The sequence below is a fragment of the Corynebacterium sp. H127 genome (assembly GCF_037482665.1).
Taxonomy (GTDB): Bacteria; Actinomycetota; Actinomycetes; order Mycobacteriales; family Mycobacteriaceae; genus Corynebacterium.
Window position 1 is genome coordinate 23241 of the sequence record NZ_JBBHKY010000001.1, and the last position, 26989, is coordinate 50229.

Annotated in this window: 23 protein-coding genes; 10 read left to right on the forward strand and 13 right to left on the reverse strand. The window is 58.0% G+C overall.

What is annotated here, in order from left to right:
• Positions 1-10: 10 nt before the first annotated feature.
• Positions 11-337 carry a hypothetical protein gene (locus WG936_RS00115; RefSeq protein ID WP_445227921.1) on the reverse strand — a complete coding sequence of 109 codons (327 nt, stop codon included), beginning with the start codon at positions 335-337 and terminating at the stop codon, positions 11-13.
• Positions 338-530: 193 nt separating this feature from the next.
• On the opposite strand from WG936_RS00115, the gene WG936_RS00120 reads away from it, so the two are divergent.
• Positions 531-920, forward strand: coding sequence for an RNA polymerase-binding protein RbpA (locus WG936_RS00120; protein ID WP_339563613.1), 390 nt, complete (start codon positions 531-533; stop codon positions 918-920).
• Here the strand turns inward: WG936_RS00120 and WG936_RS00125 are convergent.
• The 6 genes from WG936_RS00125 to WG936_RS00150 form a co-directional block, all read right to left on the reverse strand.
• Positions 917-1768 (reverse strand): PRD domain-containing protein, encoded by an 852-nt coding sequence (locus WG936_RS00125; RefSeq protein ID WP_339563612.1) that lies wholly within the window; start codon positions 1766-1768, stop codon positions 917-919. The genes WG936_RS00120 and WG936_RS00125 overlap by 4 nt on opposite strands.
• A 5-nt stretch (positions 1769-1773) precedes the next feature.
• Positions 1774-3195, reverse strand: a complete 1422-nt coding sequence (ascB, locus tag WG936_RS00130; protein WP_339571767.1) for a 6-phospho-beta-glucosidase — start codon at positions 3193-3195, stop codon at positions 1774-1776.
• Positions 3196-3203: 8 nt separating this feature from the next.
• Positions 3204-5090, reverse strand: coding sequence for a beta-glucoside-specific PTS transporter subunit IIABC (locus tag WG936_RS00135; RefSeq protein ID WP_339571768.1), 1887 nt, complete (start codon positions 5088-5090; stop codon positions 3204-3206).
• A gap of 221 nt (positions 5091-5311) precedes the next feature.
• Positions 5312-6115 (reverse strand): polyprenol monophosphomannose synthase, encoded by an 804-nt coding sequence (locus WG936_RS00140; protein ID WP_339563609.1) that lies wholly within the window; start codon positions 6113-6115, stop codon positions 5312-5314.
• A gap of 49 nt (positions 6116-6164) precedes the next feature.
• On the reverse strand, positions 6165-7610 hold the full coding sequence (gene lnt, locus WG936_RS00145) for an apolipoprotein N-acyltransferase (protein WP_339571769.1): 1446 nt from the start codon (positions 7608-7610) through the stop codon (positions 6165-6167).
• Positions 7607-8104 (reverse strand): FxsA family protein, encoded by a 498-nt coding sequence (locus WG936_RS00150; RefSeq protein ID WP_339563607.1) that lies wholly within the window; start codon positions 8102-8104, stop codon positions 7607-7609. Before WG936_RS00150 ends, lnt begins: the two co-directional genes overlap by 4 nt.
• Before the next feature lie 563 nt (positions 8105-8667).
• On the opposite strand from WG936_RS00150, the gene WG936_RS00155 reads away from it, so the two are divergent.
• Together WG936_RS00155 and WG936_RS00160 are read left to right on the forward strand one after the other, a co-directional pair.
• Entirely contained in the window at positions 8668-10347 is a 1680-nt protein-coding gene (locus tag WG936_RS00155; RefSeq protein WP_339571770.1) for a hypothetical protein, read from the forward strand.
• 155 nt (positions 10348-10502) lie between these two features.
• Entirely contained in the window at positions 10503-11438 is a 936-nt protein-coding gene (locus tag WG936_RS00160; RefSeq protein WP_339571771.1) for a hypothetical protein, read from the forward strand.
• 104 nt (positions 11439-11542) lie between these two features.
• Here WG936_RS00160 and cobN read toward each other — a convergent pair whose 3' ends face one another.
• Positions 11543-15106: a cobaltochelatase subunit CobN gene (cobN, locus tag WG936_RS00165; protein WP_339563604.1), complete on the reverse strand. Its 3564-nt coding sequence runs from the start codon at positions 15104-15106 to the stop codon at positions 11543-11545.
• Between the two features lie 542 nt (positions 15107-15648).
• Here cobN and WG936_RS00170 point away from each other — a divergent pair.
• Positions 15649-16254 carry a DUF6882 domain-containing protein gene (locus WG936_RS00170; protein WP_339571772.1) on the forward strand — a complete coding sequence of 202 codons (606 nt, stop codon included), beginning with the start codon at positions 15649-15651 and terminating at the stop codon, positions 16252-16254.
• Here the strand turns inward: WG936_RS00170 and WG936_RS00175 are convergent.
• Positions 16251-17528, reverse strand: coding sequence for a lipase family protein (locus WG936_RS00175; protein WP_339571773.1), 1278 nt, complete (start codon positions 17526-17528; stop codon positions 16251-16253). The two genes, WG936_RS00170 and WG936_RS00175, sit on opposite strands and share 4 nt — an antisense overlap.
• A gap of 280 nt (positions 17529-17808) precedes the next feature.
• Here WG936_RS00175 and WG936_RS00180 point away from each other — a divergent pair, with 280 nt between their 5' ends.
• The 5 genes from WG936_RS00180 (at position 17809) to cobJ (ending at position 22877) form a co-directional block, all read left to right on the forward strand.
• Entirely contained in the window at positions 17809-18396 is a 588-nt protein-coding gene (locus WG936_RS00180) for a TetR/AcrR family transcriptional regulator (protein WP_339571774.1), read from the forward strand.
• Positions 18383-19543, forward strand: a complete 1161-nt coding sequence (locus WG936_RS00185; RefSeq protein WP_339571775.1) for an acyltransferase family protein — start codon at positions 18383-18385, stop codon at positions 19541-19543. Before WG936_RS00180 ends, WG936_RS00185 begins: the two co-directional genes overlap by 14 nt.
• A gap of 10 nt (positions 19544-19553) precedes the next feature.
• Positions 19554-20669 (forward strand): precorrin-3B synthase, encoded by a 1116-nt coding sequence (locus WG936_RS00190; protein ID WP_339571776.1) that lies wholly within the window; start codon positions 19554-19556, stop codon positions 20667-20669.
• A 94-nt stretch (positions 20670-20763) separates the two neighbouring features.
• Complete coding sequence (locus WG936_RS00195; RefSeq protein WP_339571777.1) at positions 20764-21411, forward strand: precorrin-8X methylmutase; 648 nt, start codon at positions 20764-20766, stop codon at positions 21409-21411.
• On the forward strand, positions 21408-22877 hold the full coding sequence (cobJ, locus tag WG936_RS00200; protein ID WP_339571778.1) for a precorrin-3B C(17)-methyltransferase: 1470 nt from the start codon (positions 21408-21410) through the stop codon (positions 22875-22877). The genes WG936_RS00195 and cobJ overlap by 4 nt, the downstream gene beginning before the upstream one ends.
• Positions 22878-22920: 43 nt before the next feature.
• On the opposite strand, the gene WG936_RS00205 is transcribed toward cobJ, so the two are convergent.
• Positions 22921-23721, reverse strand: a complete 801-nt coding sequence (locus tag WG936_RS00205) for an Abi family protein (protein WP_339571779.1) — start codon at positions 23719-23721, stop codon at positions 22921-22923.
• 333 nt (positions 23722-24054) lie between these two features.
• Here WG936_RS00205 and WG936_RS00210 point away from each other — a divergent pair, with 333 nt between their 5' ends.
• Positions 24055-24216: a hypothetical protein gene (locus WG936_RS00210; RefSeq protein WP_339571780.1), complete on the forward strand. Its 162-nt coding sequence runs from the start codon at positions 24055-24057 to the stop codon at positions 24214-24216.
• 208 nt (positions 24217-24424) lie between these two features.
• On the opposite strand, the gene WG936_RS00215 is transcribed toward WG936_RS00210, so the two are convergent.
• The 3 genes from WG936_RS00215 to cobM form a co-directional block, all read right to left on the reverse strand.
• Complete coding sequence (locus tag WG936_RS00215; RefSeq protein ID WP_339571781.1) at positions 24425-25378, reverse strand: MerR family transcriptional regulator; 954 nt, start codon at positions 25376-25378, stop codon at positions 24425-24427.
• 106 nt (positions 25379-25484) lie between these two features.
• Positions 25485-26222, reverse strand: a complete 738-nt coding sequence (locus tag WG936_RS00220) for a cobalt-precorrin-6A reductase (protein ID WP_339563594.1) — start codon at positions 26220-26222, stop codon at positions 25485-25487.
• Entirely contained in the window at positions 26210-26983 is a 774-nt protein-coding gene (gene cobM, locus WG936_RS00225) for a precorrin-4 C(11)-methyltransferase (RefSeq protein WP_339571782.1), read from the reverse strand. The genes WG936_RS00220 and cobM overlap by 13 nt, the downstream gene beginning before the upstream one ends.
• Between the last annotated feature and the right edge of the window lie 6 nt (positions 26984-26989).

The window sequence follows — 26989 nt, forward strand, 5'->3', positions numbered from 1 at the left end:
CGGTTTCAACCTAACGTAGTTTCTCAATAGCGCGAGTAAGCTCGACTAAATCTTCACACAGCTCGCGTAGTTCTTCACCGGTTGCGCCTTCCGACGCTGCCGTCGCTATGTCCTCCGCGCTGCAACGCAGTTCGAAGAGCGAATCCTTGAGCTGCGAAACCTTTTCTGGACGCAGTATCACTGCCTCGGCTGGGATACTCGTGCCTGCGACGTTACTGCGTTGCTCGTAGGCTCGTTGCCGGCAAGATTGGCCACAATACTTCTTTGGGCGTCCACGCCCAGAAGTATCGATCTGCTTTCCGCACCAAGCACACGTGACTTCCTTCGTAGAATCCACAGCGGAGCCTGCCGAAGATGAATACGGTTTCACGCAGTTCACCATAGCTTATTCTTCAGGCCTCTTCCTAAACCCCACGTGCATAGACGCACCAACAACAGCTATAATGGCCAAATATTCTCCCGTGTCCACCTTTTTGTGGGTGTGCAAACAATCGGGTACCGTCCCCTAGACAATAAAGGACTGAACTTACATGGCAGATCGCGTACTTCGTGGCAGCCGCATGGGCGCCGTTTCTTATGAAACGGATCGAGACCACGACCTCGCGCCACGCCAATTGGTCAAATACAAGACCGATACCGGTGAGGTTTACGAGGTCCCCTTCGCAGACGATGCTGAAATTCCTAGCACCTGGATGTGCAAGAACGGCCAAATGGGCACCCTCATGGAGGGCGAAGGCCAAGACTCTAAGGAAATCAAGCCGCCGCGTACCCACTGGGACATGCTGCGCGAGCGTCGTAGCCTAGAAGAACTCGACACGCTGCTTGAAGAGCGCGTGGAGCTGCTGCGCAAGCGTCGTCGTAACGCCGCCCGCCTACTCAAGCAACAACAAGAAGAGGCCGCACAGCAGGCCCAGGGTTAATCCCCCGGCGACCTATCGCCTACCAATCGCGCAATGTGCAGCGCTAGGTAGGCGATTTCGTCTTTTGTGAGCTCCGTGCCAAGGCGCAGCTGCAGGATCGTAGCAAGCTTCTGTGCACAATCGACCACTAAAGGCTGAGTGGCCGCTAACGACTCCCACAGCGCCTCAGCCCCATCCTGCAGTTGTTGGCCGTGTGCGGCCCGGATGAAAAAGTAACGCATATGGGTGATAAAGCGCGCGGCGTTGACGCCCGTTGGGTCAATTTCCAGGTCGAAAGCCTCCGAGATGATACCTAAGAGCTGAGGAAACACATCAGTCATGGCGAAAGTGGAAGTTAAATCCGCCGTGCGGAATCCCGCGTTGACCAGGTGTAAGGCGATGGCGACCTTCTCAGAATCCGGCAGTGGCGGCTCGATCTCCTGGTTGATCTGCGCAAGTATCTGACCTGCGATAGCAAATTCGGTGGGATAGAGATGGACCACTTCTGCAGCCAGAGGATTTGCGCGTGGACTTGGATCCAAACGCAGCCTTTGCATTGCCATGTGGAGGTGATCTGCCAGGGAAACTATGGTGGCCGACGATACTGCCACCGGTAGCTGGTTCCGAACAGCTTCCAACGCGCGAGTTGCCATATCCAAGTAGCCAAGTGGGATCGCCGCGAGCAGCCCGGCCATGCGATGAGTGTCTAGCGCTCTCTCCGGGACGAAGATCCGGGTCGCTTCCGCTGCGTCGATGGAATCACCAGGTCGCTTCTGGAAGCCTATTCCCCATCCGGTGAGCACAACCTCCGTGCCATCTGGCTTTTGAGACAGCACGACGTTGTTGTTCAATGCCCTGATCACCTTCACAGCTTCTAACCTACCGAAGGCTTCTTCAGCGAAGCACCGTTTGACTCGATCACCTGCTTGTACCAATCAAAGGACTGCTTGCGGTAGCGTGCCAGCGTCCCGGTGCCGTCATCATTACGATCCACATAGATGAAACCGTAGCGTTTGGACATTTGGGCGGTTGATGCCGAAACTAGGTCGATGCAACCCCAGGTAGTGTAGCCCATCACGGGAATCCCATCGCCAATTGCCAACCCCAGCTGGTAGAGATGGTCATTCAGGTAGGAGATGCGGTAGTCATCGGCGACTGTTTTGCCGTCGGGGCCGCCGTCGATAAGCTCATCGCGCGCTCCCAGACCATTTTCGACGACGAACAGTGGCTTGTGCCAGCGGTCCCACATCGTATTCGCGATGATGCGCAAACCCACAGGGTCGATAGCCCAGCCCCACTCGGATACTGGAACCTCAGGGTTGACATAGCCACCCATGACATTTCCGCCACCGGTGGTAGCAGAGCTCGGGTCGGCGGTCTCCCCTACGGACATGTAATAGGAGAAGGATACGAAGTCGACGGTGTTTTCTTTCAGCAGCGCGGCATCATTCGGCCCCCATTCGATGGCTACGCCTTCTTCCCGGAAGACGCGTTGCAACGCGGCGGGGTATTCGCCGTAAACGTGGATGTCGCCGAACGCCATGTCCACTTGGGACTGCCACTGCGCTGCCCGCTGGTCGGCGGGTTTGGAGGTCAGCGGATAGCGCGGGATCGCGATGACCATGCACCCGATCTGGTTCTCCGGATCAATCTCGTGCGCGATTTTGGTGACTAATGCACTGGCCACTAGCTCATGGTGAATGGCCTGGTAGAGCTCCTGGGAGGTAACTTCCTTGCGAGCGACTTCGATGCCGCCGGCCATGAATGGATTGTGCAGGATGGCATTGATCTCGTTGAAGGTGAGCCAGTACTTCACGCGGCCCCGGTAGCGCTCAAATACGGTGCGGGCGTAGCGAGCGAAGAAGTCGATGAGCCTGCGGTCGCGCCAGCCGCCGTATTCGCGGGCCAGCGCCAAGGGGGTCTCATAGTGTGAGAGCGTCACCAACGGCTCGATGCCATACTTTTCCAGCTCGTCGAGGACGCGGTCATAAAATGCCAGCCCTTCCTCATTCGGCTCGGCCTCGTCACCGCGGGGGAAAATTCGGGACCAGGCGATGGAGAATCGGAAGGTCTTAAAGCCCATTTCCGCAAAGAGTTTGATGTCTTCGGCGTAGCGATGATAGAAATCGATGGCCACGAGCTTGAGGTTCTCGGGAGTTGGTTCGGGAGAAGACAAAGTGGCCAGGCCGTCCGGCATCACATCTTGGATCGATAGCCCCTTGCCCCCTTCGTCATAGGCGCCTTCGATTTGGTTTGCGGCTGTCGCGCCGCCCCACAGGAAGTTATCTGGAAACATGTCTGCTCCTATAGTTCGATGTCGATGAGTTGCTCACCGGCGGACGCAGTACCGGAGGTACGCGGCGAAACCTTTGTGAGCTTCTTGGAATTGGTGACGATCAGCATGGTCGTCGCTTGGTATCCGGCCTGGCGGATTACGTCGAGGTCTGCAGTGCCGATGACCTGCCCGGCGGTGACTACCGCGCCCTTATCGACGCCGATGTTAAACCCCTCTCCGCGCAATTGCACTGTGTCGATCCCGAGGTGGACCAGCACTTCCACCCCATTATTCCCCTTGATTCCATAAGCATGCCCGGACTTTGGTGCGGCGAGCACCGTGCCAGTGATCGGTGCAATCACGTTAATCACGCCGCCACCTGTCGGTTCGATTGCCGCGCCCTCCCCCATCGCGCCCGAGGCGAACACCTTGTCAGGGACTTGATCGAGTGGAATCAGCCTGCCGTCGATAGGCGCGGAAATGGTGTTAGTAGTCGGCGCTACGTGCGTTTCGACAGCCGGCGCTGCCATCTCATGCTGCCGCTCCGCGGACGGAGTCAATACCCACGATCCGATGAATGCGATCAGGATTGCGACTCCGGAGCCAAGGAGCTGCGCGTTAAACGAGCCATAATGCATCGCAGCCGGTAGCGCCATGAGCGAGGGGAAGACGAAGGAGTTCATTGCATTACCGCCCATTGCGATAATCGCGCCACCCACGGCACCGCCGAGGCAGCCAGCGTAGAACGGGAGCTTCAGTGGCAGGTTGACACCGTAGACGATAGGTTCCGTAACACCAGCGAGGAAGCCGGAGATGACGCCGGCACCGGCCACCTTCTTACGGTTTTGGTTCTTGGTACGCAGGAACACGGCTAGTGCGGCGGCTGCTTGTGCGAGGACCGGTGCCATAAGCGCCCCCAGCATGAAGCTATGCCCGTCGATGGCCAGCTCATTCAAGAAGACTGGGACGAAGGCCCAGTGCAGTCCGAAGATCACCAAGACTTGCCAGAACGCACCCATCACTGCGCCGCCGAGCCAAGGCGCGTGGACGAAGAGGTAGTTGATACCGTCTGCAATCGTTTGAGATGCCCACACGGTGGCAGGGCCAATGGTCAGCAACACCACGGGAACCATGACCGCCACGACGATGAGCGGGGTGAGGAAGTTACGCAGTGCTCCCGGGAGCAGTCGTTCCAGCCCACGTTGGAGGAACCCTGCGAGCCACACCGCAAAAATCGGGGCGATAACGGAGGACGTGTAGGAAGCCGCGGACACTGGGATTCCGAACAGCTGGACGTCGCTGCGTTCCGAAAAGGCAACGATCGCCGGGTAGACCAGCGGCGCGACTGTAGCCATCGCAATATAGGTGTTGACCTTGAATTTCCGTGCGGCCGTATCGGCGATGAAGATCGGCAGGAAGTAGAAGAAGGCATCAAAACATGCGTTGAACACCAGGTAGGTGTCGGAGTCAGCTGCTAACCAGCCGAAGTTGGTGGCTAGCCCGAGGAAGGCCTTTCCCAGGCCGAGCCCTGCCAGGCACCACACCAAAGGTGTGAACAGCGCAGAGATCAAATCCATGAAGGCGTTCAGTGGGTTCTTGGACTTCGGGCCGGAATCCGCGGCCGGGGTTGCTGAGCTGTCCTTGGTAGCCTTGGCCGCCATCCCGGGTAATGTCGCTAGCGCCTGGTAAGCCAAGGGAACGTCGTTACCGATCACCACTTGGTGCTGCCCACCGGCTTTGACAAGGGAGAGCACCCCGGAGATATCTGATACAGCGGATTCATCGACGCGGCGTGGGTCGGCCACCTTAAACCGCAATCGGGTGGCACAGTGCGTGAACGTGCGAACGTTGTCTGGACCGCCGATCGCGTCCAGCACACTCTGCGCCAGTGGAGCAAAATCCTGCTTTGTGACCATGGCAATCTTTCCTTTCCGATGGACCCTGCCGAAAAGGCTGTGGGAAAAGAAAAGACCCGAGACCGCATGGTCTCGGGCATAAGCCGATAAGCGTCTCAGGTCTTGCCCCTCACTTTTCGAGGGTTACACTCCCTAGCCTCCCCTATCAGGGAAGTTGACTTCCTTAGCTTCTCATATTTCGCGGCAATTCCGGATCGAAATGATCGAAATCACACCGCAAGCTAGTACAGACGCTTCTTGCGCTTGTTTTCTAGCTCGTACTTCGCCAATCCGACCATTGCTTCGGCGAGGTCCTTGATCTGCTCGCCACGGTGCGCGATGCCCCACTTGGTTACCTCTAGCAAGGAATCCTTGACAAAGGAACCATCGAGCTTGGATTCGCCGATCTCGCGCTCGGTGAACGTAATGGGGACCTCTACGACATCCCAGCCGTCCGTGACCGCGCGGCGAGCCACGTCTACCTGGAAGATGTAACCGGCTGCGGAGAGTTCGTCGAAGTCGAGGGATTCGAGCAATTCGCGTCGGAAAGCGCGGTATCCGGCGGTCATATCGGACAGCCCGGTGCCTAGCGCTAGGCCGATGTAGGTGTTGCCGCCCTTGGACAGCAGCCAACGCTTCTTCGGCCAGTTAACCACTTTGCCGCCTGGGATATAGCGGGAGCCGATGACAAGGTCTGCGCCTGCGTCGATCTTCTCCAGGAGCAGGTGGAGCTGCTCTGGAGCATGGGAGCCGTCCGCATCCATTTCGCACAGGACCTGGTAGCCCTGCTCGAGGCCCCACTTGAAGCCGGCGAGGTAGGCGCCGAGCAGGCCGGTCTTCTCGGTGCGGTGCAACACCTTGATGTGGTTGTCCTCGGCGGCGAGCTTGTCTGCGGCCTCGCCGGTGCCGTCCGGGGAGTTATCGTCCACAATGAGGATGTCTACCTCGGGCGTTGCCTTGCGCACACGCCCAGTGATGAGCGGCAGATTCTCCAGCTCATTAAAGGTAGGAATGATGACCAGTGTTAGGTCGCTTGGCTTACTCATCAGTGGTTTTCTCCCAAGTTGGTAATTGATTCTCAACGCGGTTAACAGTCTACCCGGCTCTCCGGCTGCGCAGGAAAGCAAGGAGGGCGCACACTGCCCCGAAGGAGGCTAGTGCCAGCTCCAGATAGGTCCCGTAACGCACCGCTAGTGTCTTCGTATCTCGCAGTGGCAGCGTGTCCTGCAAGACTGCGGGCTGGAAGATCTCCGTCTGGGAGATGATCGAACCGTCCGGCCGGATCAGCGCGGAGGAGCCAGATGTCGCCGCGATGACCACGGCGCGATCGGTCTCGATGGCGCGCAGTCGACTCATCGCCATCTGCTGGTAGGTCATGTCCGTAAAACCAAAGGTCGCGTTGTTGGTCGGCGTGGTTAGGATCTGCGCGCCATTATCGACGGCCGTCCGCGCCGCCGCATCGAAGGCAACCTCGTAACAGGTGGCGATGCCCACCTTGACATCCCCCATGGTCACCACGCCATTGCCGGTGCCCGGCTGGAAGTTGCCCGCTTGGTCCACAAACTCGGAGAACTTCCGGAAAAAGTCCCGATACGGCATGTATTCGCCGAACGGCTGCAGGAACTTCTTGTGGTGGTACTCCCCTGTCGATCCGTCCGGATTGAACACGACCATCGTGTTGCGAGGCCCGACCTGGTCGACAGTGATGGTGCCCACGAGCGTGGGGGCTCCCACCTTGGCCACGGCGCCTTCGATGAGCGCCCGCGCCTGCGGGTCGGCGAAAGGATTGACGTCCGAGGAGTTCTCCGGCCAGATCACCAAGTCAACAGGTTCCTTGACCTCGCCCGTCTCTCGTGCGTGATTAGCGAGCACCGCGCGACGCTGCGTATTAAAGTCCAACCCCATTCGTGGCACGTTGCCCTGGATCGCGGCGACCTTCACGTCGCCAACATCGTGTCCGCCAGCAGGGATGAGCAGGCCCGACAGGATGATGCCGAGGGCAAGTACTCCTTGGATTGGTCGTCGACTAGCCAGCAAGGCGGCGGCGAGGACGGCCACGAAGGTGACCAACGCGGGACCGCCTATCGACGCCCAGTGCGCCAGCGGCCCCTCGATCTGTCCCCATGCCAGGCGACCCCAGGCGAAGCCCCCGAAGGGCCAGTTGCTGCGAACGTATTCGGCGGCGACGAACCAGAGAGCGAGACCCGGCCCGCCCCAGCGACGCCAGCGAGCGATCGGGATGGCTAGGGCGCCAAAGACGATGAAATAAAGCGACTCCGTGACCGCGAGCGCCACCCACGGCAACGTGCCCACGAACTCGCCCACCCAGGGCAGTAACGGCAGGTAGAGCGCTAGCCCATAGACAAGCCCAAGGAGGGCGCCGGTGCGCTTGCGGGGTTCGTGATCCCCCCACGGGGCGAGAGATACACACAACAGGGCGAGGCCGAGGATTCCTGCCCACCACCAGCCGAGAGGCTCGAAGGAGGCATAACCCAAGTAGCCCCCGCCGGCGGCGAGGGCAAAACGAATCAGGAGCTTCACTTAAAGTCCTCGGGGTCGAGATTGTCGGACCACTGCTGGATCTCGTCTTCGTCGATAACCGACTTGTTAGGGTCCTTGAAGCTACCGTAACTCGCCTCCTGACGGTAGCGATTGGTGGCCTCGAAGCCGCGCATGCCCAAGTTCTCCACCTTGACGCGCAGCTTCTTGGCGAGCATGCCCCGGAACAAGGCCCGGGTCGGAGGCAGGATCAGCAACAGGCCGAGCACGAAGGTGACGAATCCCGGCAGGGCCACGCCAATGGCTCCGGCGGCGATGAGACCGTAATCTCCCGCGATCCTTCCCGCACTGACCTGGCCTTGGTTCCGGAGTGCACTCCGGCCGATGCGTTGCATCTCGAAGGCGGCGAGGACCAGCCCGCCGAAGAAGCAGACGAACAACGCCACCAGCGCCCAACCGACGCCGATGAGTTTGGAAACGCCCCAGAAGGCGAGCGCCTCGATGATGAAGTATGGGATGGCAATGAGCAATGGCACGATGACTACCCTACCTTTTGAAAATTCCTTACCGCATAATATCTGGACTACACAGGCTGGCTGTGGCGTTAGACACAAGAGGACCAGCCCCTGATGCGTCGCGTAGCCATGCTGGAGAACTAACGTCTTTCGCAGGAAGCCTGTTTAGGGAATAGAAGGTGCTGACTTGGCCCTCCGCCGGCCTGACTCTTCGCAGTTATCGCGAGCATTCCCACACGTCCTCTGCTGAGAGACCTGATGGCCGTCTTCCCTGCTGACACGGTAAACGAGCTGATCCACCTCCGTTGCCAATGACTCCATGGAAAGAATGGTGACGATTGTGCCCGCCAGTCGTTTGGAGGAATTCCACCGTAATGCTCATTTCGGTCTGGATCTCGCTGAGCCAAGCTGCCTCCGATGGTCTGATGCCCAACTCTCCTCATACGTATGACAGCCTGGCTACTCGGCAAACCTCAGAGCCGCAATTTGTTGTTAAAAACGGAGACAATGTCGTTAGGGGGAATCTACACTGGTGGGGCACACTATTTGTTAACTGAATGGAATCTCATGTTAGGGAAAAGGTAGTGGCTTCTGTTGCGGCTAGTTTCCTCATTTTCACCGGCACTGCCGTAGCACAGCCTGATTCTGAGGTTGAGGAAACCAATAAGTGGTACGCGGAAGTCCTGGCTGATGAGTCTGTCGCGGATGTAGTTGACACTGACAGTGCAGTGTCCCTTGAACAAGCTCAGGTTGAGGCTCAGGCCACTGAGGTTTCTGAGGATCTAACGATGTCTGCATTGGGGCTTGTGGGTGACAATGAAGTGCAGAGCATTTCAGACGGTGAGATGCAAGCTTTGGCGGTGCGAAACTGTCAGACTTTCCTCCCGCTTAATCATCACGTTTGTGGTGCGATCTTGGCGAAGTATCTATCGATGGGTGGTCCGACGAGTTGGTTGTTGTGGCCGACGAGCGGTGAGCTTGGGAATCCGGATGGTGTGGGTGCTCGTTCGCAGTTTCACAATGGTTTGATCTATTGGCATCCCAATCATGGGGCGTGGTCGGTGCAGCCGTTGATGATGGAGATTTGGGGCCGTACCGGATATGAGCGTGGGGTTCTTGGTTACCCAGTGACGGATAGTTTTGCTGGTGTTGATCGTGTTGGTCAGAAGCAGTTGTTTGCCGGTGGCGGCGCGTATTGGAAGCTGGGGCGAGGCGCTGCCGTGTACGGGAAGATTAACGAGAAGTATGTTTCGATGGGGGCGGAGAACTCGTGGCTTGGATATCCGGTTGCGGAAGAAGTGGGCCTGCCTGATGGTGTGGGGCGGATGTCTCGGTTTGAGCATGGTTGGATCTATTGGCATCCGCAGCATGGTGCGCATCCGGTCGGGATGGACATGTTTGGTCAGTGGGAAGCGCAGGGGTATGAACGTGGCGCTTGGGGTTATCCAACGTCCGATCCAGTGATGGATGCTGATGGCGCATATGAGTATCAGCAGTTCCAAGGTGGGCAGAAGATCGGTCTCACACCACCGCTTTGGATAATCGCTCAGTATACGAACCGAAACGTTATCTCTGAAACAGTGGCTCGATCCAGGGAATATTCGAAGATGGCGAATTTGAGTGTTCGTGCTGCAATCAATGAATCAGCAAAAGAAGTCATTGGGCAAGATGCTCAAACACAGATTCAAGGTATCGCAAGCAGGAACGGTGGAATTAGGTCCGAAGTTATTGATCCGGATTGGATTCAACCACATGGAGTAGTTAAAGAAGCAGTAATAGTAAGCGAAAACCAGCATCGAAAAGGCGACGTGTATTACAACTGGGCTGGAGAACACAGCGAAAACCGCATGGTGCAGACCGATCCTTCTGGGGTACATGTCAACTATGGGCATGTCGGTATGTTTACGGATTCGACTCATATCGTCGAGGCGGTAGGAGTGGGTTCAGTTACCACTAAGTTCGCTAAGGATAATACGCCTTATCGATTTAAAGTGAGAAGATTTCACACCGGAACATCTATCGGTGATTTGCATATTGAATCTGCCACCGCCTACGCAGAAAAAGCTGCTGCTCGACAGGCGCCGTATGATCTGAATCCGGTTTTTAACAAACTTCCTGGGGCCGATGAATCTCTTAACTGTTCGGAACTGGTTTGGCGTGCGTACAGGAGCCTCGGTGGATGGGTTGACTTAGATTCTGACGGTGGTCCTGGTGTGTGGCCACGTGATGTTCGCAACAGTGATCATCTGGTGGAATACAAATGAAATACAAGGCAGTAGCTGCGCTATTCCTGTGTCTAATACTCGGATCGTGCAGCCGTGTTGTTCAGCCTCAAGCATCGACTTGGTCGGGGCCTCCCCTGAACATAATTTCGGGTTCATCTGGAGGTGATTCCGGGCTCTTCCGTGTCAGCAAAGACGTGACTCTCATTGATCAATTTAAGCAAGAGGGAGATTTTGATGCTATTGCCACGGTAGGAGGCGTTACCTGGTTCGGATCGGGCGAACTAAGAGCGTTGACTGGCGAAACTGTCAAGTCTGTTGACTGGGAGGGAGTAAATCTGCGTCCAGTTTCACGTACAGAGGAGTACGCCTACCTCGTCTCTTCAATGCAAGGTGGATCTGTCGGATGGACTACTCACGTCGCAAGGATTGATGTGAATGGGAATTCACAAAAGACGAGCGTGTTGGGTGATATCGCAAACATTGTTCGGTGTGGAGATGCGGAGTATATCCTCGCCCAGACTGATTCAAGTGACGGTCAATCGGCAGCTAATTTTATTGCGCCGTTGCAATCTGATGGTTTGTCCGACCAGATTACGCCAATAGAGCTGCCGAAAGAATCAGAATTCCGTGGAAAGATTGGTGTCGGCAAATGTATTCAATTACCAGATGGAAAGTGGACGATTGTCCAATTATTCCAGCGTGAATCTGACAATCGATACGTTCTCGCCTCAATTGACCCAGATTCCGGTTTTGTGGGAAAACTAGTGGAATTGAGTTTTGATCCCGAGATGGAAGTCTCACCTATCAACGCCTCGGGATTTCCACAGTGGATTAATGAAGACAAGGTCACATGGGCTGATTCCAATGGCATCAAAATGCTGAATGTCGGAAGCAACGAGTTGACTTCATTGTGGAGCCGCCCAGGGGCCAACAACGTCAAGTCTTTCGATTATGTCTTTGCGTATGACACCATTGGCGAAGAAGTAATTTTTGCGCAACAGTCTCTTTCTGGCGGAGTCGAGTTCAAGAGTTTCAACCTGAATAGTCGCTCGCTGGAGAACTTTGGCCCAGTGGATTTGGGCAGTGGATTCTCAGACGTATTGGCCTTTGAAGTCGTCGATGACAACTGATCAAGTGGGCGCAGCTTTTCGTAACGACTTCTTCGTAAAATCAAGGTGGCCCTTATTGAAAATAAGTGACCACCAGGGAGTTACGAAGAAGTCGCCACGAAAACCTACCGCTCCTCCAAATTCCCTTCCATCTCCAAGAAGGTAGACCGCAGTGTATCCAAGTCCTCCGCAGATGGCTCGGCCCACATTCCCCTATCCGCGGCCTCCAAAAGACGCTCGGAGATGTCCCGCAGCGCCCATGGGTTGGACTGCTCGAAGAATGAGCGCATCGTCTCGTTTCGCACGTATTCTTCGGTCAGTGTGGAGTACATCCAGTCGTCCATGAGACCTGTGGTGGCGTCGTAGCCAAACAGGTAGTCCACGGTCGCACTCATCTCGAAAGCGCCCTTGTACCCGTGATTCCGCATAGCTTCCAGCCAGCGCGGATTGACTACGCGAGCACGGAACACGCGGCGCGATTCCTCGTGCAGGGTGCGGGTCTTCACGGTTTCTTGGCGGGTGGAGTCTCCGATGTAGGCCTCCGGATCCTTGCCGGTGAGCGCGCGTACCGTGGCCACCATGCCGCCGTGGAACTGGAAGTAGTCATCGGAGTCGGCGATGTCGTGTTCCTGGGAATCTACGTTCTTCGCGGCCACGGAGATGCGTCCGTAGGCCTCGCGCATCTCATCCTTGGCCTCGATGCCGTCGACACCGCGACCGTAAGCGTAGCCACCCCAGGTGGTGTAGACCTCGGCTAAGTCTTTGTCGTCACGCCAGTTGCCGGATTCGATGAGCTGCAGCAGTCCCGCGCCGTAAGTACCCGGCTTGGAACCGAAGATGCGGCGGATCGGCTTACCCTCCACCGCATGCGCCCGGACGAAATTCTCGGAAGAAGGCTCGTCCAAGTCCGCGACCAGTTGGACGGCGTCGTCAAGCAGGGCGACGACGTGTGGGAAGGCGTCGCGGAAGAAACCGGAGATGCGCACCGTGACGTCGATGCGCGGACGACCGAGTTCCTCCAAGGGGATTACCTGCAGGTCTACCACGCGGCGCGAAGCCTCGTCCCAGATCGGGCGCACGCCGAGCAGCGCGAAGACCTCGGCGATGTCGTCGCCGGAAGTACGCATCGCGGAGGTACCCCACACGGACAGGCCTACGGACTTCGGGTGCTCGCCGTGCTCGGCAAGGTAGCGATCGATCAGCGAATCGGCGAGCAGTTGGCCGGTCTCCCAGGCCAGGCGAGACGGGATGGACTTCGGGTCTACCGAGTAGAAGTTGCGCCCAGTGGGCAGCACGTTCACTAGGCCGCGCATCGGGCTGCCGGATGGTCCGGCCTCAATGAATTCGCCGCTCAATGCCCGCAGGATCTGCGTGATTTCCCGTGGCGTCGCCTCCAGGCGCGGCACCATCTCCGTGCAGGCAAACCGCAGGATGTCCTTGACCTGCTCGGGTGCGTCAAGCTTATCGACGGCCCCAGCATCCCAACCCTGACCCGACAGAGTTACGAGGAGGGCTTTGGCTTGAGCCTCCACCGCGTCGACACGCGTGCGGGTCTCATCGCCCTGCTCGGAGAGTCCGAAGGCTTCGCGCAGCCCCGCGACGGACTGTTCTCCTCCCCACAGTTGGCGGGCGCGCAGCATGGCGAGGACGAGGTCGATGAGCATTTCTTCTTCGATCGGTTGGCCAAGGATGTGCAGGCCACCGCGGATCGCGACGTCCTTGATCTCACAGAGCCAGCCGTCGATGTGCATGAGCATGTCATCGAAGACTTCTTCATCTGGGCGTTCCTCCCAGCCGAGGTCCTGGTCCATCTTGGCTGCCGTCAGCAGGGTCCAGATCTCCTGGCGGATCGCCGGGAGCTTGGAGGGATCCATCGCGGAGATGTTTTGGTGCTCGTCCAGCAGTTGCTCCAGGCGCGTGATATCGCCGTAGGACTCGGCGCGGGACATCGGCGGGATCATGTGGTCTACCAGCACGGCGTGGGCGCGGCGCTTGGCCTGGGTGCCCTCGCCGGGGTCATTGACCAGGAATGGGTAGATCAGTGGGATGTCGGCGATGGCTTGGTCGGTGTAGCACTCAGCGGACATACCGACGGTCTTGCCCGGCAGCCATTCCATGTTGCCGTGCTTGCCCATGTGGACGATCGCGTCGGCACCGAAGACAGAGCGCAGCCAGTAGTAGGTGCCCAGGTAGTGGTGGTTCGCCGGCAGATCAGGGTCGTGGTAGATGCCAACCGGGTTCTCGCCGAAGCCACGTGGCGGCTGCACCATGACGACCACGTTGCCGAACTGCAGGCCCGCGATGTAGATCTCCTGCGTGCTTGGGTTCACGTAGTGCGTGCCCGGAGCTGCGCCCCAGTGCTCTGTCATCTCTGCCTGGGTAGCCTCCGGCAGTGTGGCGAAGTATTCCCGATACTTGGCGGCGGACAGCTTCAGCGGGTTGTTGGCCAGCACTTCCTCGGTCAGCCACTCTGGGTCATGACCGCCCGCCGCAATGATGGCGTGCATGAAAGCATCGCCGTCCATGTCGTTGTAGCCGGGGATCTGGGCGGTGTCCCCGAGGTCATAGCCCGCCTCCTCCATCGCGCGCAGCACGCGCAGCGTCGATGCTGGGGTATCCAGGCCGACAGCGTTGCCGATGCGGGCGTGCTTGGTCGGGTACGCCGACAGCATGACGGCGATCTTCTTGTGGGAATTGTCTAGGTAACGCAGACGGGCATGCTTCACAGCGATTCCCGCAAGGCGTGCGCAACGCTCTGCATCCGGGACATAGGCGATGAGACCATCGGCGTCGTATTCCTTGAAGGAGAAGGGCACAGTGATGATGCGGCCGTCGAATTCTGGCACTGCCACCTGTGTGGCTACATCGAGTGGGGTCATGCCGTCATCGTTCTCGTCCCACTGCTGCCGCGGTGTTGTCAGCGCGAGGCCCTGAATGATCGGGATGTTCAGGGCAGCCAGTTCCGCGACGTCCCAGGCCTCGTCATCGCCACCGGCCTGTGCGGTCGCCGGTTTGGTTCCGCCTGCTGCCAGGACAGTCGTGATCGCGGCGTCGGTCTTGGCGAGCTCAGCGAGTAGCTCCGGGGAGGCCTGGCGTAGCGACGCCGTGAAGATCGGCAGCGCAGTCGCGCCCTGCTCCTCGATCGCGCGGCTAAGAGCCTTGATGTATTCGGTGTTTCCTGCGAGGTGCTGGGCGCGGTAATACAAGACGGCGATTTTCGGGCCGCTTTTGGACTCCCCGGTTGCCCAGGTGCCGCGTTCCAAGAATCCCCACAGCGGCATGTGCTCTGGCTCGTCGAAACCGAATCCGGTGAGCAGAATCGTGTCCGAGAGGAAGCGGTAGAGATGCTCCAGGTTCTTGGCGGAGCCCTCGGCGAGGTAGGTGTGGGCGGTCGTCGTAACGCCCGCGGGGACGGTGGATAGCTCGGTCAGCTCGGCGTCGACGGCCAATTCGCCCGAGACGACCACGGTGGGAATACCAGTCTTCAGGACGGCTTCCAAGCCAGCCTCCCAGGCGCGCTTGCCGCCCAGCAACCTGACGACGGCAATGGATGCATCGCCCAGCCATTCTGCTACGTGGTCGGCCTTCAGTGACATCGGGTTGGCGTATTTGAACTGGACGTTCTCGGCCTCGTTGGCAGCCTTGGCGGAGAGCAGGTCAGTATCCGAAGTGGACAGCAGGGCAATCACGTTTGGTTCGTCCTTAGAAATGCAGTGGTCAGGGTTACGCGCCCATTCGCTGCGTCACACAAAAGACGGGGTTGCAGGTCTGACTGTGACAGTGGCGCGACCGCCCGGACTTGCACCGGATTCCGCGAGACCCCTCATGTGACACTGGCATGATTGTGGCGTACCTGACATGGTACGTGACCAGGTGTCAAAGGCGGTCGAAAGGGCGCGCTGCTAGGGAGCTATTTCTTAGCGTCTGTGCCGTAGTTCTCTGTCAGCTCCGGTCAGTGGTGAGCCGCTAAAAGGCAATGTAGATAGCATGATTTCGCTTGCGGCTTTCAACGTGTCGTTGTTGATAGTTCGCGCAGCCGCGATCGCCTGAACGGAAGTATCTTTCCTATTTGGGGTCCTGGCGCGGAACTAACTGTGCATAACTGTACAATTCGGAATTTTCCTTCCGAATTCGTGCGATGAGCCTTACACACTCGTTGTGGATCTCTTAAGCTCAAATTCATGGCCTTGTTCAACCGTGTACCTCGTGCCAATCCCCCGTCCTCCACACTTTGATTGCAGACCATTCCATCCTGACGTTGGAAGCTCAGGAAACACTTGGCGATTGCGCCGGAGATGAAGATTGGACTGTAGACATTTCCACCGGCACGATCGCGTTCGGCGAGTCCAGCTTTCCTGTGCAGGTGCTGGGCACGCTCGAAGGCTCAGTGTGGCAGTGGGCCTGGCACGATCGGGGCTTTGCCGAGCGCCTGGATCACCCAGCTATCAGCGGAATCACCGAGCTGCAAGGTCGCGCACAGGAACTGCAGATCCCTGAATTCGCGGAACCATCCATCAAGATCGATGAGCTGAATGACCTTGGTCTGCTGCCTGGTGCTGGGCTGGCATCCGTGGCTGCGCAGTTGATCGGATTCAATGCCTTCTTCGGCGGAGACATTGGCCAAGCCACGATGTTCTTCGCCGTGGATATTCCACTAGATGAACCCAAGATGGAAGATCTCAACCGCTACACCCAACAGGCATTCCACAACACGGACAACATTGAGGACGCACTTCGACTGTGGGCTGCCAAGCGTAACTCGCGCGTTTCGGAAATTGACGGGGGAATCAAAGTCACTCTGCCAGATGACACCTTCTGCGAGTTTTTCCTCAACTAGCGCAGTCGCTCCAGTAACCACTCCATCTGCTGCGGCACCGACAGGTAGTACGGCAGAAAATGATTGAGTGAAGTGCGCCCAGGCAGCGGTACAAACCGAGATTCCGTATAGGAGACTTCCCCACCCTGCGCACGCCAGCGGTCCCGCAAGGTGCGGACTTGCCCGACCGGAATAACGTCGTCATGGCGGGAGCCCCACAGGCGCACCGGAATCTTTGGGGATGTGTGGCCGAGCTCTTGACGTCGTAAAGCAGCCGCGACTGCGGGTAGTTCCACGACGACTTCGGCGAAAGAACGGCCATCTACGGTCCAATTGCGAGTGTGCTCATAGCCGCTGGCGAAAACGGTGCCGCCCGCGCAGGTGGTGATGTTGGCCAGGATCTGCGCCCGCCCGTGCTCGTTGAACAGCGGCCACAGCTGCTCCCACAGCTCGGGAGTCTCCACCATGAGGCCGGCCACCGAGTACGCCAGCGTGCCGACGACCAGAGAGCCATCCACGTGGCGCATCACCTCCTCAAGCGTCGAGGGCGGAGCTCCCACCACGGCGGCCTTAACCTCCAGTGCAGGGTTCTCCACGCACCACCCGACTGCGCCGCCACCCTGGGAAAACCCCCACAGTCCGATGGGCTGATCCTCGTGGATGCCCAGGCTGCGGGAGGCTTTGAGGGCATCGTAAAGGGCGTGGCCTGCGGCGATGTGATCAATATAGTACTGGATCGCAGCATCCGGATCGCGCGGATAATCGATGAACACCACATCGCAGCCCCGATGGAGGAACGCGAGCATCACCGGCAACTCATATGCTGCGATGACATCCCGAGGCTTCTTGTTAAACACCTTGAACCCGATCGCGGAGCTATGTGATGGGTCGCAATGCTGCGCCACGCCCTGCGTTGAAGGCGCAAAGCCAATGACCGGCCGTTTCCCCTGGGACCTTGGACTAGTCGAGCGAATCATAGCTCCAGTCGCGGTGAGCTGCCGACCATGGGAATCGGTGGTGACGTACTCGAAACGCTTGGAGCTGCGCGGATTCTTACCCGCTCCGAGAAAACGCAGCGCACCCACCTCGGTGACGGTTCCCGGTTCCATCCCGAACACGCGATCCGACCCGCCGAAATGCGGAACCTTCACGTCATCGATGATGGAGCGATGCACAGGCCGGCGACGCAGCAGGAAACGGATGAAGTCCCTTCTTAGCGGCGCAGATACCTGTGCGAGTAGAGCGGCATCGGAAAACTGATAGCCGCGCAACTTTTCAGGGCGCCGGGAAGACATGTCTCCCAGAATACTGCGCTGGGTCGGCATTGTCGGATCATGGAAGTCGGATCTCGGGGTGGTATCAGCACAATTGGCGATAGTTCGCGGCGATCGCAACCGAAATCCGACTTCCATGATCCGTCTTTCGTAGAATTGGTGAGACTTGTGAGTTAGCTCCGCGCAATACTGGCTGGTGAAAAGTGTCAACGGCTCAACCGTTAAAGGCAGTTCGGAAAGTTGTCCTTCCCTTTGTCGTGCAATTGCATGATAATAGATGGGGAGAGGAAGGAAGCAACTAATGCCGAAACTGGTTGACCATGAGGAAAGACGCCGTACGCTGGCAAAAGCCATCGTTGACATTGCTGGAGAAAAGGGGTTAGAAGGGGCGACCCTTCGGGCCGTCGCAAAGCAAGCAGGGCTCTCAATGGGCGCCGTGCAGCACTACTTCACCGACCGGGAAGCCATGCTCGACTTTGTCTTGGAATTTGTCCAGCAGCAGCGCGGCGAGAAGATTCGCTGCGCGATTGAGCAACTCGAGAATCCACAACCAAAGTCAATGCTGTGGGCGATGGTTAAAGAAATCCTCTTTGCGGATGAAACGAACTTGACCTTCCAAAAGGTACACATGATGTTTGTGTCGCGGGCGTTCGGACATCAACCCACAGCTGCCAAGCTAGGTGAAGGTAGAGCAACCGTTGTGCAGCTCTTTGAACAGCTCTTAGGCGACAGTGGAGCCAAGAATCCGAAGGAAGCAGCGGAAACGCTGTGGTCCCTGCTCGAATCGCTTCCCACCGACATCATTCTTGGACAGCACACCTATGACAGTGCAGTGAACACCACCAAGGCAGTCTTGGCAGCATTTGGAATCACCGATGTCGACGACTGAGTCAACTAAGACCCGTATTCACGGTTTGGACGCAGTCCGTGCTGCAGCATTGTTGCTTGGCATCGTTTTGCATGGTCTCATGCCCTACACCGCTCAGATCCCCTGGCTTGTCGATGACTCTCAGCGCGCGGAATGGCCCTTGGTGGTGATTTCTGCGATCCACTTCTTCCGCATGACACTCTTTCTGGTACTTGCCGGATATTTCGGTCGACTAGTCCGCTCAAGGCGAGGTACTCGGTCTTACCTGCGGGATCGACTGATCCGCATCGTGCTTCCACTCTTTGTGTTCTGGCCGTTTGCCGTCTTGCCACTCGGTTTGTTGGCAGCTTGGCACGCGAGCCGTGTCGGCAAAGAGTTGGTGCGTCCCGATGTTGCTGGGCACGGCGGAGTTCTTGGCGCATTCGACCTGGGACACTTGTGGTTCCTCTGGGTGCTTGCTCAATGCATCGTGCTCGCCCTTTTGCTGCGCTGGGCAGCTACCAAACTGATGCCAGAACCTTTCGCCACTGTGCGAAATTTCCTCATGCGGTGCCTAAGTTCCCCACTGGGTGTGTTGCTGGCGGCAATTCCTTATGCGATTACGACGAATATCCAGCAAGAGGCTTCCGGCCTTATCGCACCTACCACTTTGATGCCTGACCCGGTTGCGCTGGTTGCCTATTTGGGCGCGTTTGGGGTGGGTTGGGTTCTCTCCTCCGATGATTCCGCACTCCGACGGATTGGCAATCACGCATGGTTCCACAGTGCTTTTGCTGTGGTAGCTACCGCTCTGACATTGGTTACCACTGGTGCCATTTCTATCGGCATCGATGCACCTCAACCAGTGTGGTCAACCCTGCAAGCATTGGCCGGATGGTCATGCTGCTACGCGCTGTTGGGACTGTCGGTGCGTTACCTGAACGTGTACCGACCGTGGGTACGCTACCTTGCCGATGCGTCCTACTGGATGTACCTGATGCATCTTGTCCTGTTGACGCTTTTTGAAGTCCTTATCGCGCATCTGGCTTGGCCGATCATGGTGAAAGCTAGCCTGAACTTCGTCGTAACCTCGGCTCTGCTTTTGCTCACTTACCACGTGTTCGTGCGCTCTACTTGGCTAGGTAGTTGGCTGAATGGCCGTAAAAGTAGCCCTAGCTCGAAGGCCTAAAATAGTGGGCATGACTTTCCCTCTTCATGCCTCCACCGAGAAAGTAGCCTGTGACCTCGGTTTGGGCGACCGCTCGCGTGTCGACGGCTGTCCCGGCGCGCTCAGCTTTCACCACGCCGCCGATGGCGCAATTGGTCGCGTTCGCTTCCCCGGTGGTGTGATGTCTGCTACCCAGTTCGCGCAGTTTGCTCAGCTTGCAGCGGACTTCGGCGATGGCGACATTCACCTCACCACCCGCGGCAACGTCCAGGTCCGCGGGATCTCTGACACCGACGGCTTCTCGACGTCCGTCCTGTCCGCAGAGTTCGTGCCCAGCATCCCCCACGACAAAATCCGCAACATTATCGCCACTCCCCTGGCCAACTTGGAGGAGCTGGTCACCGAATTGGATGCCGCGCTGCTTGCGGAAGCAGAACTCTCCGGTTTGTCCGGTCGCACCCTGTTCGGAATTGACGCCGGCAACGGAGCCATCCTGGCTCAGCAACCCGACTTCGGCATAATTTACCGGGACGGCGCAGCTCACCTCATCCTCGGTGGTAAGGCCACCACGCAGGTGTGTGAAAATCCTGCCGCCGAGATCGCAGCACACGCATTGCGATGGCAGCGCGAGCGCGGCGAAGCTTGGCGGGTGGCAGAAAAGCCCGAGTTCTGTGAGCTAGGCACCGTGGATGTAGAGGTCCAAGAACCCACCCACATTGGCTGGTTCGACCGTGAAGACGGCACAGTGTCCCTGGGTGCAGGCTTGCCTCTCGGGGTGTTGCCGCGCAAGGTGGCTGAGCTGCTGTGCGCCGTCGAGAAGCGAGTGCAGGTCACCCCATGGCACAGCGTCCTCGTTCACGACTTAGATGAAGGCGAAGCTGAGGCGGTGGCAAAGGTGCTTGCCCCAATGGGGCTGATTTTTGATGCGCACTCCCCTCGGCTGCTCGTCACTGCTTGCACTGGCCTGCCGGGGTGTACGAAGTCCCGATCCGATGTGCGCAGGGACGCGCTGCAGTTGATGTCGCAGGGTGTGTCCGAACGCACGCACTTTTCGGGTTGTGAGCGCCGCTGCGGACATCCGCGAGTGGACTACACAGACTACTTGGCGCTCGGCGAAGGTGAATATGAGGTCGCTGGCAGCTGCTGAGCGCTCTGGCCGAATTTCTCACTCTGAATGCGCCAGGCGGAAATGACCGCAAGGGGTGAGAAATTCCGCAGCACGACTGACTAGTCTAGGAAGCATGCACAGCTACATCACCGACGGTAATGAAATTTACCGCCAGTCCTTTGCCATGATCCGTGAGGAATCCGACCTCTCCGCTTTCGATGACCTGCAAGCTCAAGTCGCGGTCCGGATGATCCATGCAGCTGGTCAAACAGATCTGGCGGAGGACATCGAGTTCTCTGCCGGGCTCGTTCCTGCAGCTCGCACCGCCCTAGAGAACGGCAAGCCGATCATCACCGATGTGAACATGGTGGCGTCGGGAATCACCCGCCGACGACTTCCCGCGGACAACGAAGTACTGTGCTTCTTGAAGGATGAGCGCGTGCCAGCTCTTGCCGAGCAACTGAGCACCACCCGTTCCGCCGCAGCCGTTGAGTTGTGGGAGCCAGTCTTAGAGGGTGCCGTGGTGGCCATCGGTAATGCGCCAACCGCGTTGGTGCACCTCATGACATGGCTAGCTGAAGACGAAACCAGACCTCGCCCTGCCGCTGTTCTCGGAATCCCCGTCGGCTTCGTCGGCGCTGCTGAATCGAAGGCCGATCTCTCCAATGTCGCGCACGACCTGGGCATCGAATTCCTCACCGTCCACGGTCGACGCGGTGGCTCCGCCATCACCTGCGCCGCCCTCAATGCGCTGGCTACCCATCAGGAGATCCTGCCATGAGCAAGTTGTACGGCATCGGCGTCGGCCCCGGTGATCCCGAGCTGCTGACCGTCAAGGCAGTCAAAGCCATCCAGGAGGCCGACGTCATCGCCTATCATGCCGCGCCGGGCAAATCCTCCACTGCGGCGAAGATCGCGCGGGAATACTTCCGCGACGGTCAGCACCAGGAGCTGCTGGAATACCCCGTCACCACGGGCAGTACCAATCACCCGGGTGGCTACGCCGGTGCGCTGGCTGACTTCTACTCAGAGGCCACTTTCCGCCTCGCCGCGCACCTGTCGGCCGGCAAGACCGTAGCCGTGCTCTCCCTCGGCGATCCGATGCTGTACTCGTCTTACCAACACCTCCACCGAGCGCTGCTGGAGCACGCGGATGAGGCCGAGATCATCCCGGGCATCCCGTCCATCACCGCGGCCGCGGACGTGCTCGGCATGCCACTGGCGGAGGACGAGGAGGTCCTCACCGTCCTGCCCGGCACCCTGCCGGAGCAAGAGTTGATCCGCCGCTTATCGACGACCGATACCGCCGTCATCATGAAACTCGGCCGTACCTTCGACAAGGTACGTTCTGCTCTCATTGCTACTGGCCTGGCTGATCGCGCGTATGTGGTGATCCGTGCGACGATGTCCGAACAAAAAGTAGTTCCTGTCCTCGAAGCCACTGAGGTTCCCTATTTTGCGTGCGTTGTGGTGCCTTCGCGTGTCGTGACGTCAACCCCAGAGCACAAAGGCGAGGTTGTCGTCGTGGGACTTGGCCCAGGCGCTGATCGCTGGACCACCCCGGAAGTTGCTGCCGAACTGGCGCAGGCCACCGACATCGTTGGCTATTCCACCTATGTAAGCCGCGTCCCCGAACGTAAGGGGCAGAACCGACACTTGTCCGACAACAAAGTCGAGGCCGAGCGCGCCGCGATGGCGCTGGATATGGCGAAGCGTGGCGCCCGCGTGGCTGTCGTATCTTCGGGTGACCCAGGAGTGTTCGCGATGGCCGCAGCTGTGCTCGAGACTGCGGATGATGACCTGTGGCGCGATATCCCGGTTCGCATCGTCCCCGGTATGACGGCAGCGCAGGCTGTCGCTTCCAGAGTCGGAGCGCCACTGGGGCACGACTTCGGCATGATTTCGCTCTCGGATCGATTGAAGCCGTGGCCTGTCATCGAGAAGCGCATTCGTGCGCTCGCTGGTGCAGACATGGCATTCGCGGTGTACAACCCGGCGTCGAAGACGCGCCGGGAACAAGTGGCGCTGCTCCGAGACATTGTGATGGAGTATCAGGCTCCAGAGACCCCGGTGATCGTAGCTCGGGCAGTCGGCTCAGATGTGGAAAACGTCGTTGTGACCACTCTGCGCGATTTCGATCCAGAGATCGTCGATATGCGCACCATGGTGATTATTGGCGCTTCGACGACTCAGGTTTACGACGGCGTGGATGGCACGCGGGTGTTTACCTCGCGACGGTACTCATAAGGTCGTCGAACCTCGGACTGGCAAGCACTCTGCCAGTCCGAGGTTAACTGCACCAGATTGGTGACTCGTCCCAGATCTCGGGTAATCCCATACTTCCCGAAAAGTAAAACGGGTGCTTTTCAAAACCTTCCTGAAGCAGGCGTTTTACCTTGAGTTTCCAAGAGCTATGCGGTGACACTGATTCGAGGATGAAGGCAAGCATCAAAAGCGCTCCAAATGTCTTTTCACTTTGCCCCTCCGGAAGTTGATCTAGTCCCGAAATTCTGCTGAATGCGGTGGTTGGAGCAGGAACAAAGGATTTGTTCCACATCCTCGCATGATGAGCCGCAGTGTTTCGCACAACCGTTAATTGCTCGAGCCAGGCCGCTAGCGGATGACGAGTAGTGATCTTTTTCCGTTGGCTCTTTGTCAATCCATCGACGTCAATGATGAAGCCCAGATTTTCGGCGATCTCTCGTTGGTCAGCGAAGTGGAGTCCGTCGAAAAGCTTTGAGATATCGGAAGAGTCAAGCACCTCCGCAAGTACCCACAGTGGGAATCGGCCACCATATTGCGACTCGTAGTGCTTAATGGCTGTGTTTTGTCTTCGGGCCCTTTTCACGCGCCCATTGATGACGCGCAACCAATTCTCGTGGTCAAACGAAGCTCGAAAGTTCTTCGCATCTAGGTAGGCCAATCCTCCGGGAACACTGATTTGGTTAGAAAGCTGAGTTCGAAGACAGACCTCTACCCGTTCTATTGCATCATGTACCAGGGTTCTCAGCTTGCGGTCAGCCTCGTACAGTGAAATCGCATCTGCAAAGTGCGTTCCTGTCTGAAAGCGCTCGTCGCTTAGTTTTCGCATGTGCCAGTATGCCGACAGACGGTAGTAAGAAACGTGCGACAACCATTGGTTGCCTCGTCAGGATCGAGATTCATACCGCGATGTCGCAAGAGTTCAATTTGCTCGGCCACGGAGGTGCCAGATTTGAGTTCCAGCAAGGCGTCATCCTCGTACGTAGAAAAAGATCCAGCCCACTCCCATTCCATTAGGAATGAGGCGGGCTGAACGGTTACATCCATTAAAGCACGTAGAAACTGTGTCTTCGACCGTATCGTGGCTCTGGTTTCATATCTCACCCTCCTGGGAATTTAGATCCGGTGCCAAAATGTAACGAGTTACATAAATGGGGGCATCGTGCGAGAACAAGCACTCACTTTCAGTGGCATCCTACTTTTGGCCAAGCGCATACAAACCACGCTCGACCAGGCGCTCCCCGAGCTCACCCTCAAACAGTGGCTGTGCCTCGTGATCATCGCTTCCGAAGGCAAAGTGGATTCGATGGCGGAGGTCGTCTGACAAACGCGCGCGGTCCGTCGCGCTCACCGACCACGCCCGCGAATATCTGCGCGTCAACAACGACCGTGGCGATAGCATCCTCACGCAGCTTTTCGACGGCATCGACCCCGCCGACACCGCCGCTTGCCTGCGCGTTCTCAACGCGCTGTCACTCAACCTAGGCTGTTCCAGCATTGGGTGAAAATCATGCCGCTGGAGTAGTTAATCGTTATGGAAGAGTGATTGAAACTTCTGTTATAGCGTTATCTCCCTCGACCCGCGTTCGCTGGCGATGGATTCCGAGTGAAGTTCCTCGTGACTCGGCATAAACCGCGAGAGCTAGGGCTTCCCGCACTGGCATTGGCCCTCCAGGGAGGCGCATGGAAAAGTCATTGGCAAGTGCATCCTCCGACATTTCGCTCAGCGGTGTGGTCACCAAAATGAAGGCCTCCTCCCGGGTAGGAAGTTCACCCCGTAAAACCTTGATTCCTTCAATGTGAGGCACCTCTGGAATTGGCTGCGTGAGTGCTGCACAAAACTGTATGCTCAGCTTGCTTGTTTTGCTTTTGTCACTTGCAAGTGTCATCCAGGTATCGAATGGCTGTCTTGCAATCACCCCGCAAGCTTGCAACTCATCAGTGAGCACTTCAAACTGTTCATCTAGCAACTCACCGACCTCATCAAGAAGATCGAAATCCTGAGAGTCCTTAAGATCATTGAGGTCGATGGTGCTTTCAACCCCAATCCATGGCTGAGCTTTGCACATCCGAGTTTGGATGATCGCTGGATCAATTTCCTCGTGCCACTGTATTGCTGTTTCTAGAGCCCAGTCTTCCAATGACCGTTGAAAATCCAGCTCTTGGCGGCGTTGTTCCATGACAAAGCCAAACGATTCCTTGTCAGCTAGACACTGTTTCATTTGATAGATACTCATACCAGCGGCACGCAAGAGACGAAGGAGCCCGACATCCTTCATTTGCGCAGCGCTGTAGCTGCGGTAGCCGTTGTGTGAATCCACTTGCTGAGGGGGAAGAAGTCCGATTTCGTCGTAGTAACGCAGCGTCTTGATTGCCAGGCCCGTGCTATATGAAAACTCTCCGATGGAGAACATAATTTCCTTTCCATGCTTTGAATGTGGAAACTCCGTTACCGGCGAATACCGGCTAACTTCAGGATGAGCCATCCAGCTACTGGAGAGTCAAGAAGCATGCGAAATTTCACCTGCCAGCCCGAGGCTAACAACCCGGTTGGACGCAAAAACAGGCGAAAGGAAGAACGATTACTAGGCGCTACACTTCCCGCAGCGCATGCAGCGCCTCAAGCGGGGTATGTACCAGGTAAGCGCGGGAACCAGCCGGCAATGGTGGCCGCTGCACCATAATCACCGGGATGCCTAAAGCACGCGCCGCCTCCAATTTCGCAGCGGTCATCTCACCACCGGAGTTTTTGGTGACCACGCAGTCGATCTGGTTTCCCATCATCAGTTCCTTCTCGCCCGCCAGGTCAAAGGGGCCTCGCGAAAGGATCAGACGGTGCCGGGCTGGCAGTGGTGCGGCAGGCTTCTCGACGCACCGGATCACATACAGGTTGTGCTTGTCAGTCGCAAAGGGCGCTAGCTGTTGGCGTCCCACGGTGAGGAAAATGTGGTGGTAGTCCTGCGCCGCTAAGGAGGCTGCCTCCGACATCGATTCCACTGCGATCCAATGATCTCGTGGCCCTGGTTCCCACGCCTTACGGTGCAGGCAGATTAGCGGAACGCCAGTGGCTCGGGAGGCTTCGGCTGCGGACGTCGATATGCGCTCGGCGAAGGGGTGGGTGGCGTCGATGATGACCTCGATGCCGTTTTCGAAGATCCAACGCGCCATGCCAGCGGGGCCACCGAAACCGCCGATGCGGACTTCCCCAACGGGAAGATGCGGGTTAGAAACGCGACCAGCTAGCGAGGAAGTGACCCACCAGCCCTGCCCCATCATGAGGCGGGCGAGCTCGCGGGCCTCGCCGGTGCCGCCGAGGATTAATGCACGCATGGGATGGTCCTGCCGTGCTCGTCGCGGGGGCGATCGTCGGAATAGAGGAAGGAATCTGGAAAACCTGAAGCGCCGAGCACTCGGCCGACGACGATCATCGCAGTACGCGAGATGCCAGCGTCCTTGACCTGCGTCGCGATGGTGCTCAAAGTGCCGCGCACGATCTGCTCCTCGGGGCGGGAGGCGAAGGCCACCACAGCCACCGGGCACTCAGCGCCATAGTTGGGAAGCAACTCGGCGACTACGCGGTCAATGTCATGCGCCGCAAGATGGATACACAGGGTTGCTTTGGAAGCCCCTAGCGTCGCCAGGTCCTCCCCTTGCGGCATCGCGGAGGCGCGGCCACTTACCCGGGTAAGGATGACGCTCTGCCCGACGGTGGGCACAGTAAGCTCGTGTCCGAGTACCGCGGCGGCTGCGGCGAAGGATGGCACGCCGGGAACGATCTCATAGTCGATACCAAGAGCTGTCAGCCGACGAGCCTGCTCCGCCAATGCCGAATACACAGCTGGGTCGCCCGACTGCAGGCGCGCGACATGCTTGCCTTCCGCGTGAGCGCGTTCAATGACGGCGGTGATCTCATCCAGAGGCATGCGTGCGGTGTTGATCAGCTCGGCGTCTTCCGGAGCGTTTGCCAATACCTCGGGCGGCACGATACTGCCCGCGTACAAGCACACTGGGCAGGTCCGAATCAGCCTGTCGGCCCTTAAGGTCAGCAGATCTGCCGCGCCCGGACCGGCGCCAATGAAGTAAACCGTCATGGAAGT

Coding starts and splice junctions, on each gene's coding strand:
- WG936_RS00195 (WP_339571777.1), top strand. CDS start 20,764: ATGCACAGCTACATCACCGACGGTAATGAAATTTACCGCCAGTCCTTT.
- cobM (WP_339571782.1), bottom strand. CDS start 26,983: ATGACGGTTTACTTCATTGGCGCCGGTCCGGGCGCGGCAGATCTGCTG.
- WG936_RS00135 (WP_339571768.1), bottom strand. CDS start 5,090: ATGGTCACAAAGCAGGATTTTGCTCCACTGGCGCAGAGTGTGCTGGAC.
- WG936_RS00205 (WP_339571779.1), bottom strand. CDS start 23,721: ATGCGAAAACTAAGCGACGAGCGCTTTCAGACAGGAACGCACTTTGCA.
- WG936_RS00220 (WP_339563594.1), bottom strand. CDS start 26,222: ATGCGTGCATTAATCCTCGGCGGCACCGGCGAGGCCCGCGAGCTCGCC.
- WG936_RS00190 (WP_339571776.1), top strand. CDS start 19,554: ATGACTTTCCCTCTTCATGCCTCCACCGAGAAAGTAGCCTGTGACCTC.
- WG936_RS00120 (WP_339563613.1), top strand. CDS start 531: ATGGCAGATCGCGTACTTCGTGGCAGCCGCATGGGCGCCGTTTCTTAT.
- WG936_RS00185 (WP_339571775.1), top strand. CDS start 18,383: ATGTCGACGACTGAGTCAACTAAGACCCGTATTCACGGTTTGGACGCA.
- WG936_RS00215 (WP_339571781.1), bottom strand. CDS start 25,378: ATGGCTCATCCTGAAGTTAGCCGGTATTCGCCGGTAACGGAGTTTCCA.
- WG936_RS00140 (WP_339563609.1), bottom strand. CDS start 6,115: ATGAGTAAGCCAAGCGACCTAACACTGGTCATCATTCCTACCTTTAAT.
- WG936_RS00175 (WP_339571773.1), bottom strand. CDS start 17,528: ATGTCTTCCCGGCGCCCTGAAAAGTTGCGCGGCTATCAGTTTTCCGAT.
- cobJ (WP_339571778.1), top strand. CDS start 21,408: ATGAGCAAGTTGTACGGCATCGGCGTCGGCCCCGGTGATCCCGAGCTG.
- ascB (WP_339571767.1), bottom strand. CDS start 3,195: ATGTTTCCAGATAACTTCCTGTGGGGCGGCGCGACAGCCGCAAACCAA.
- WG936_RS00180 (WP_339571774.1), top strand. CDS start 17,809: ATGCCGAAACTGGTTGACCATGAGGAAAGACGCCGTACGCTGGCAAAA.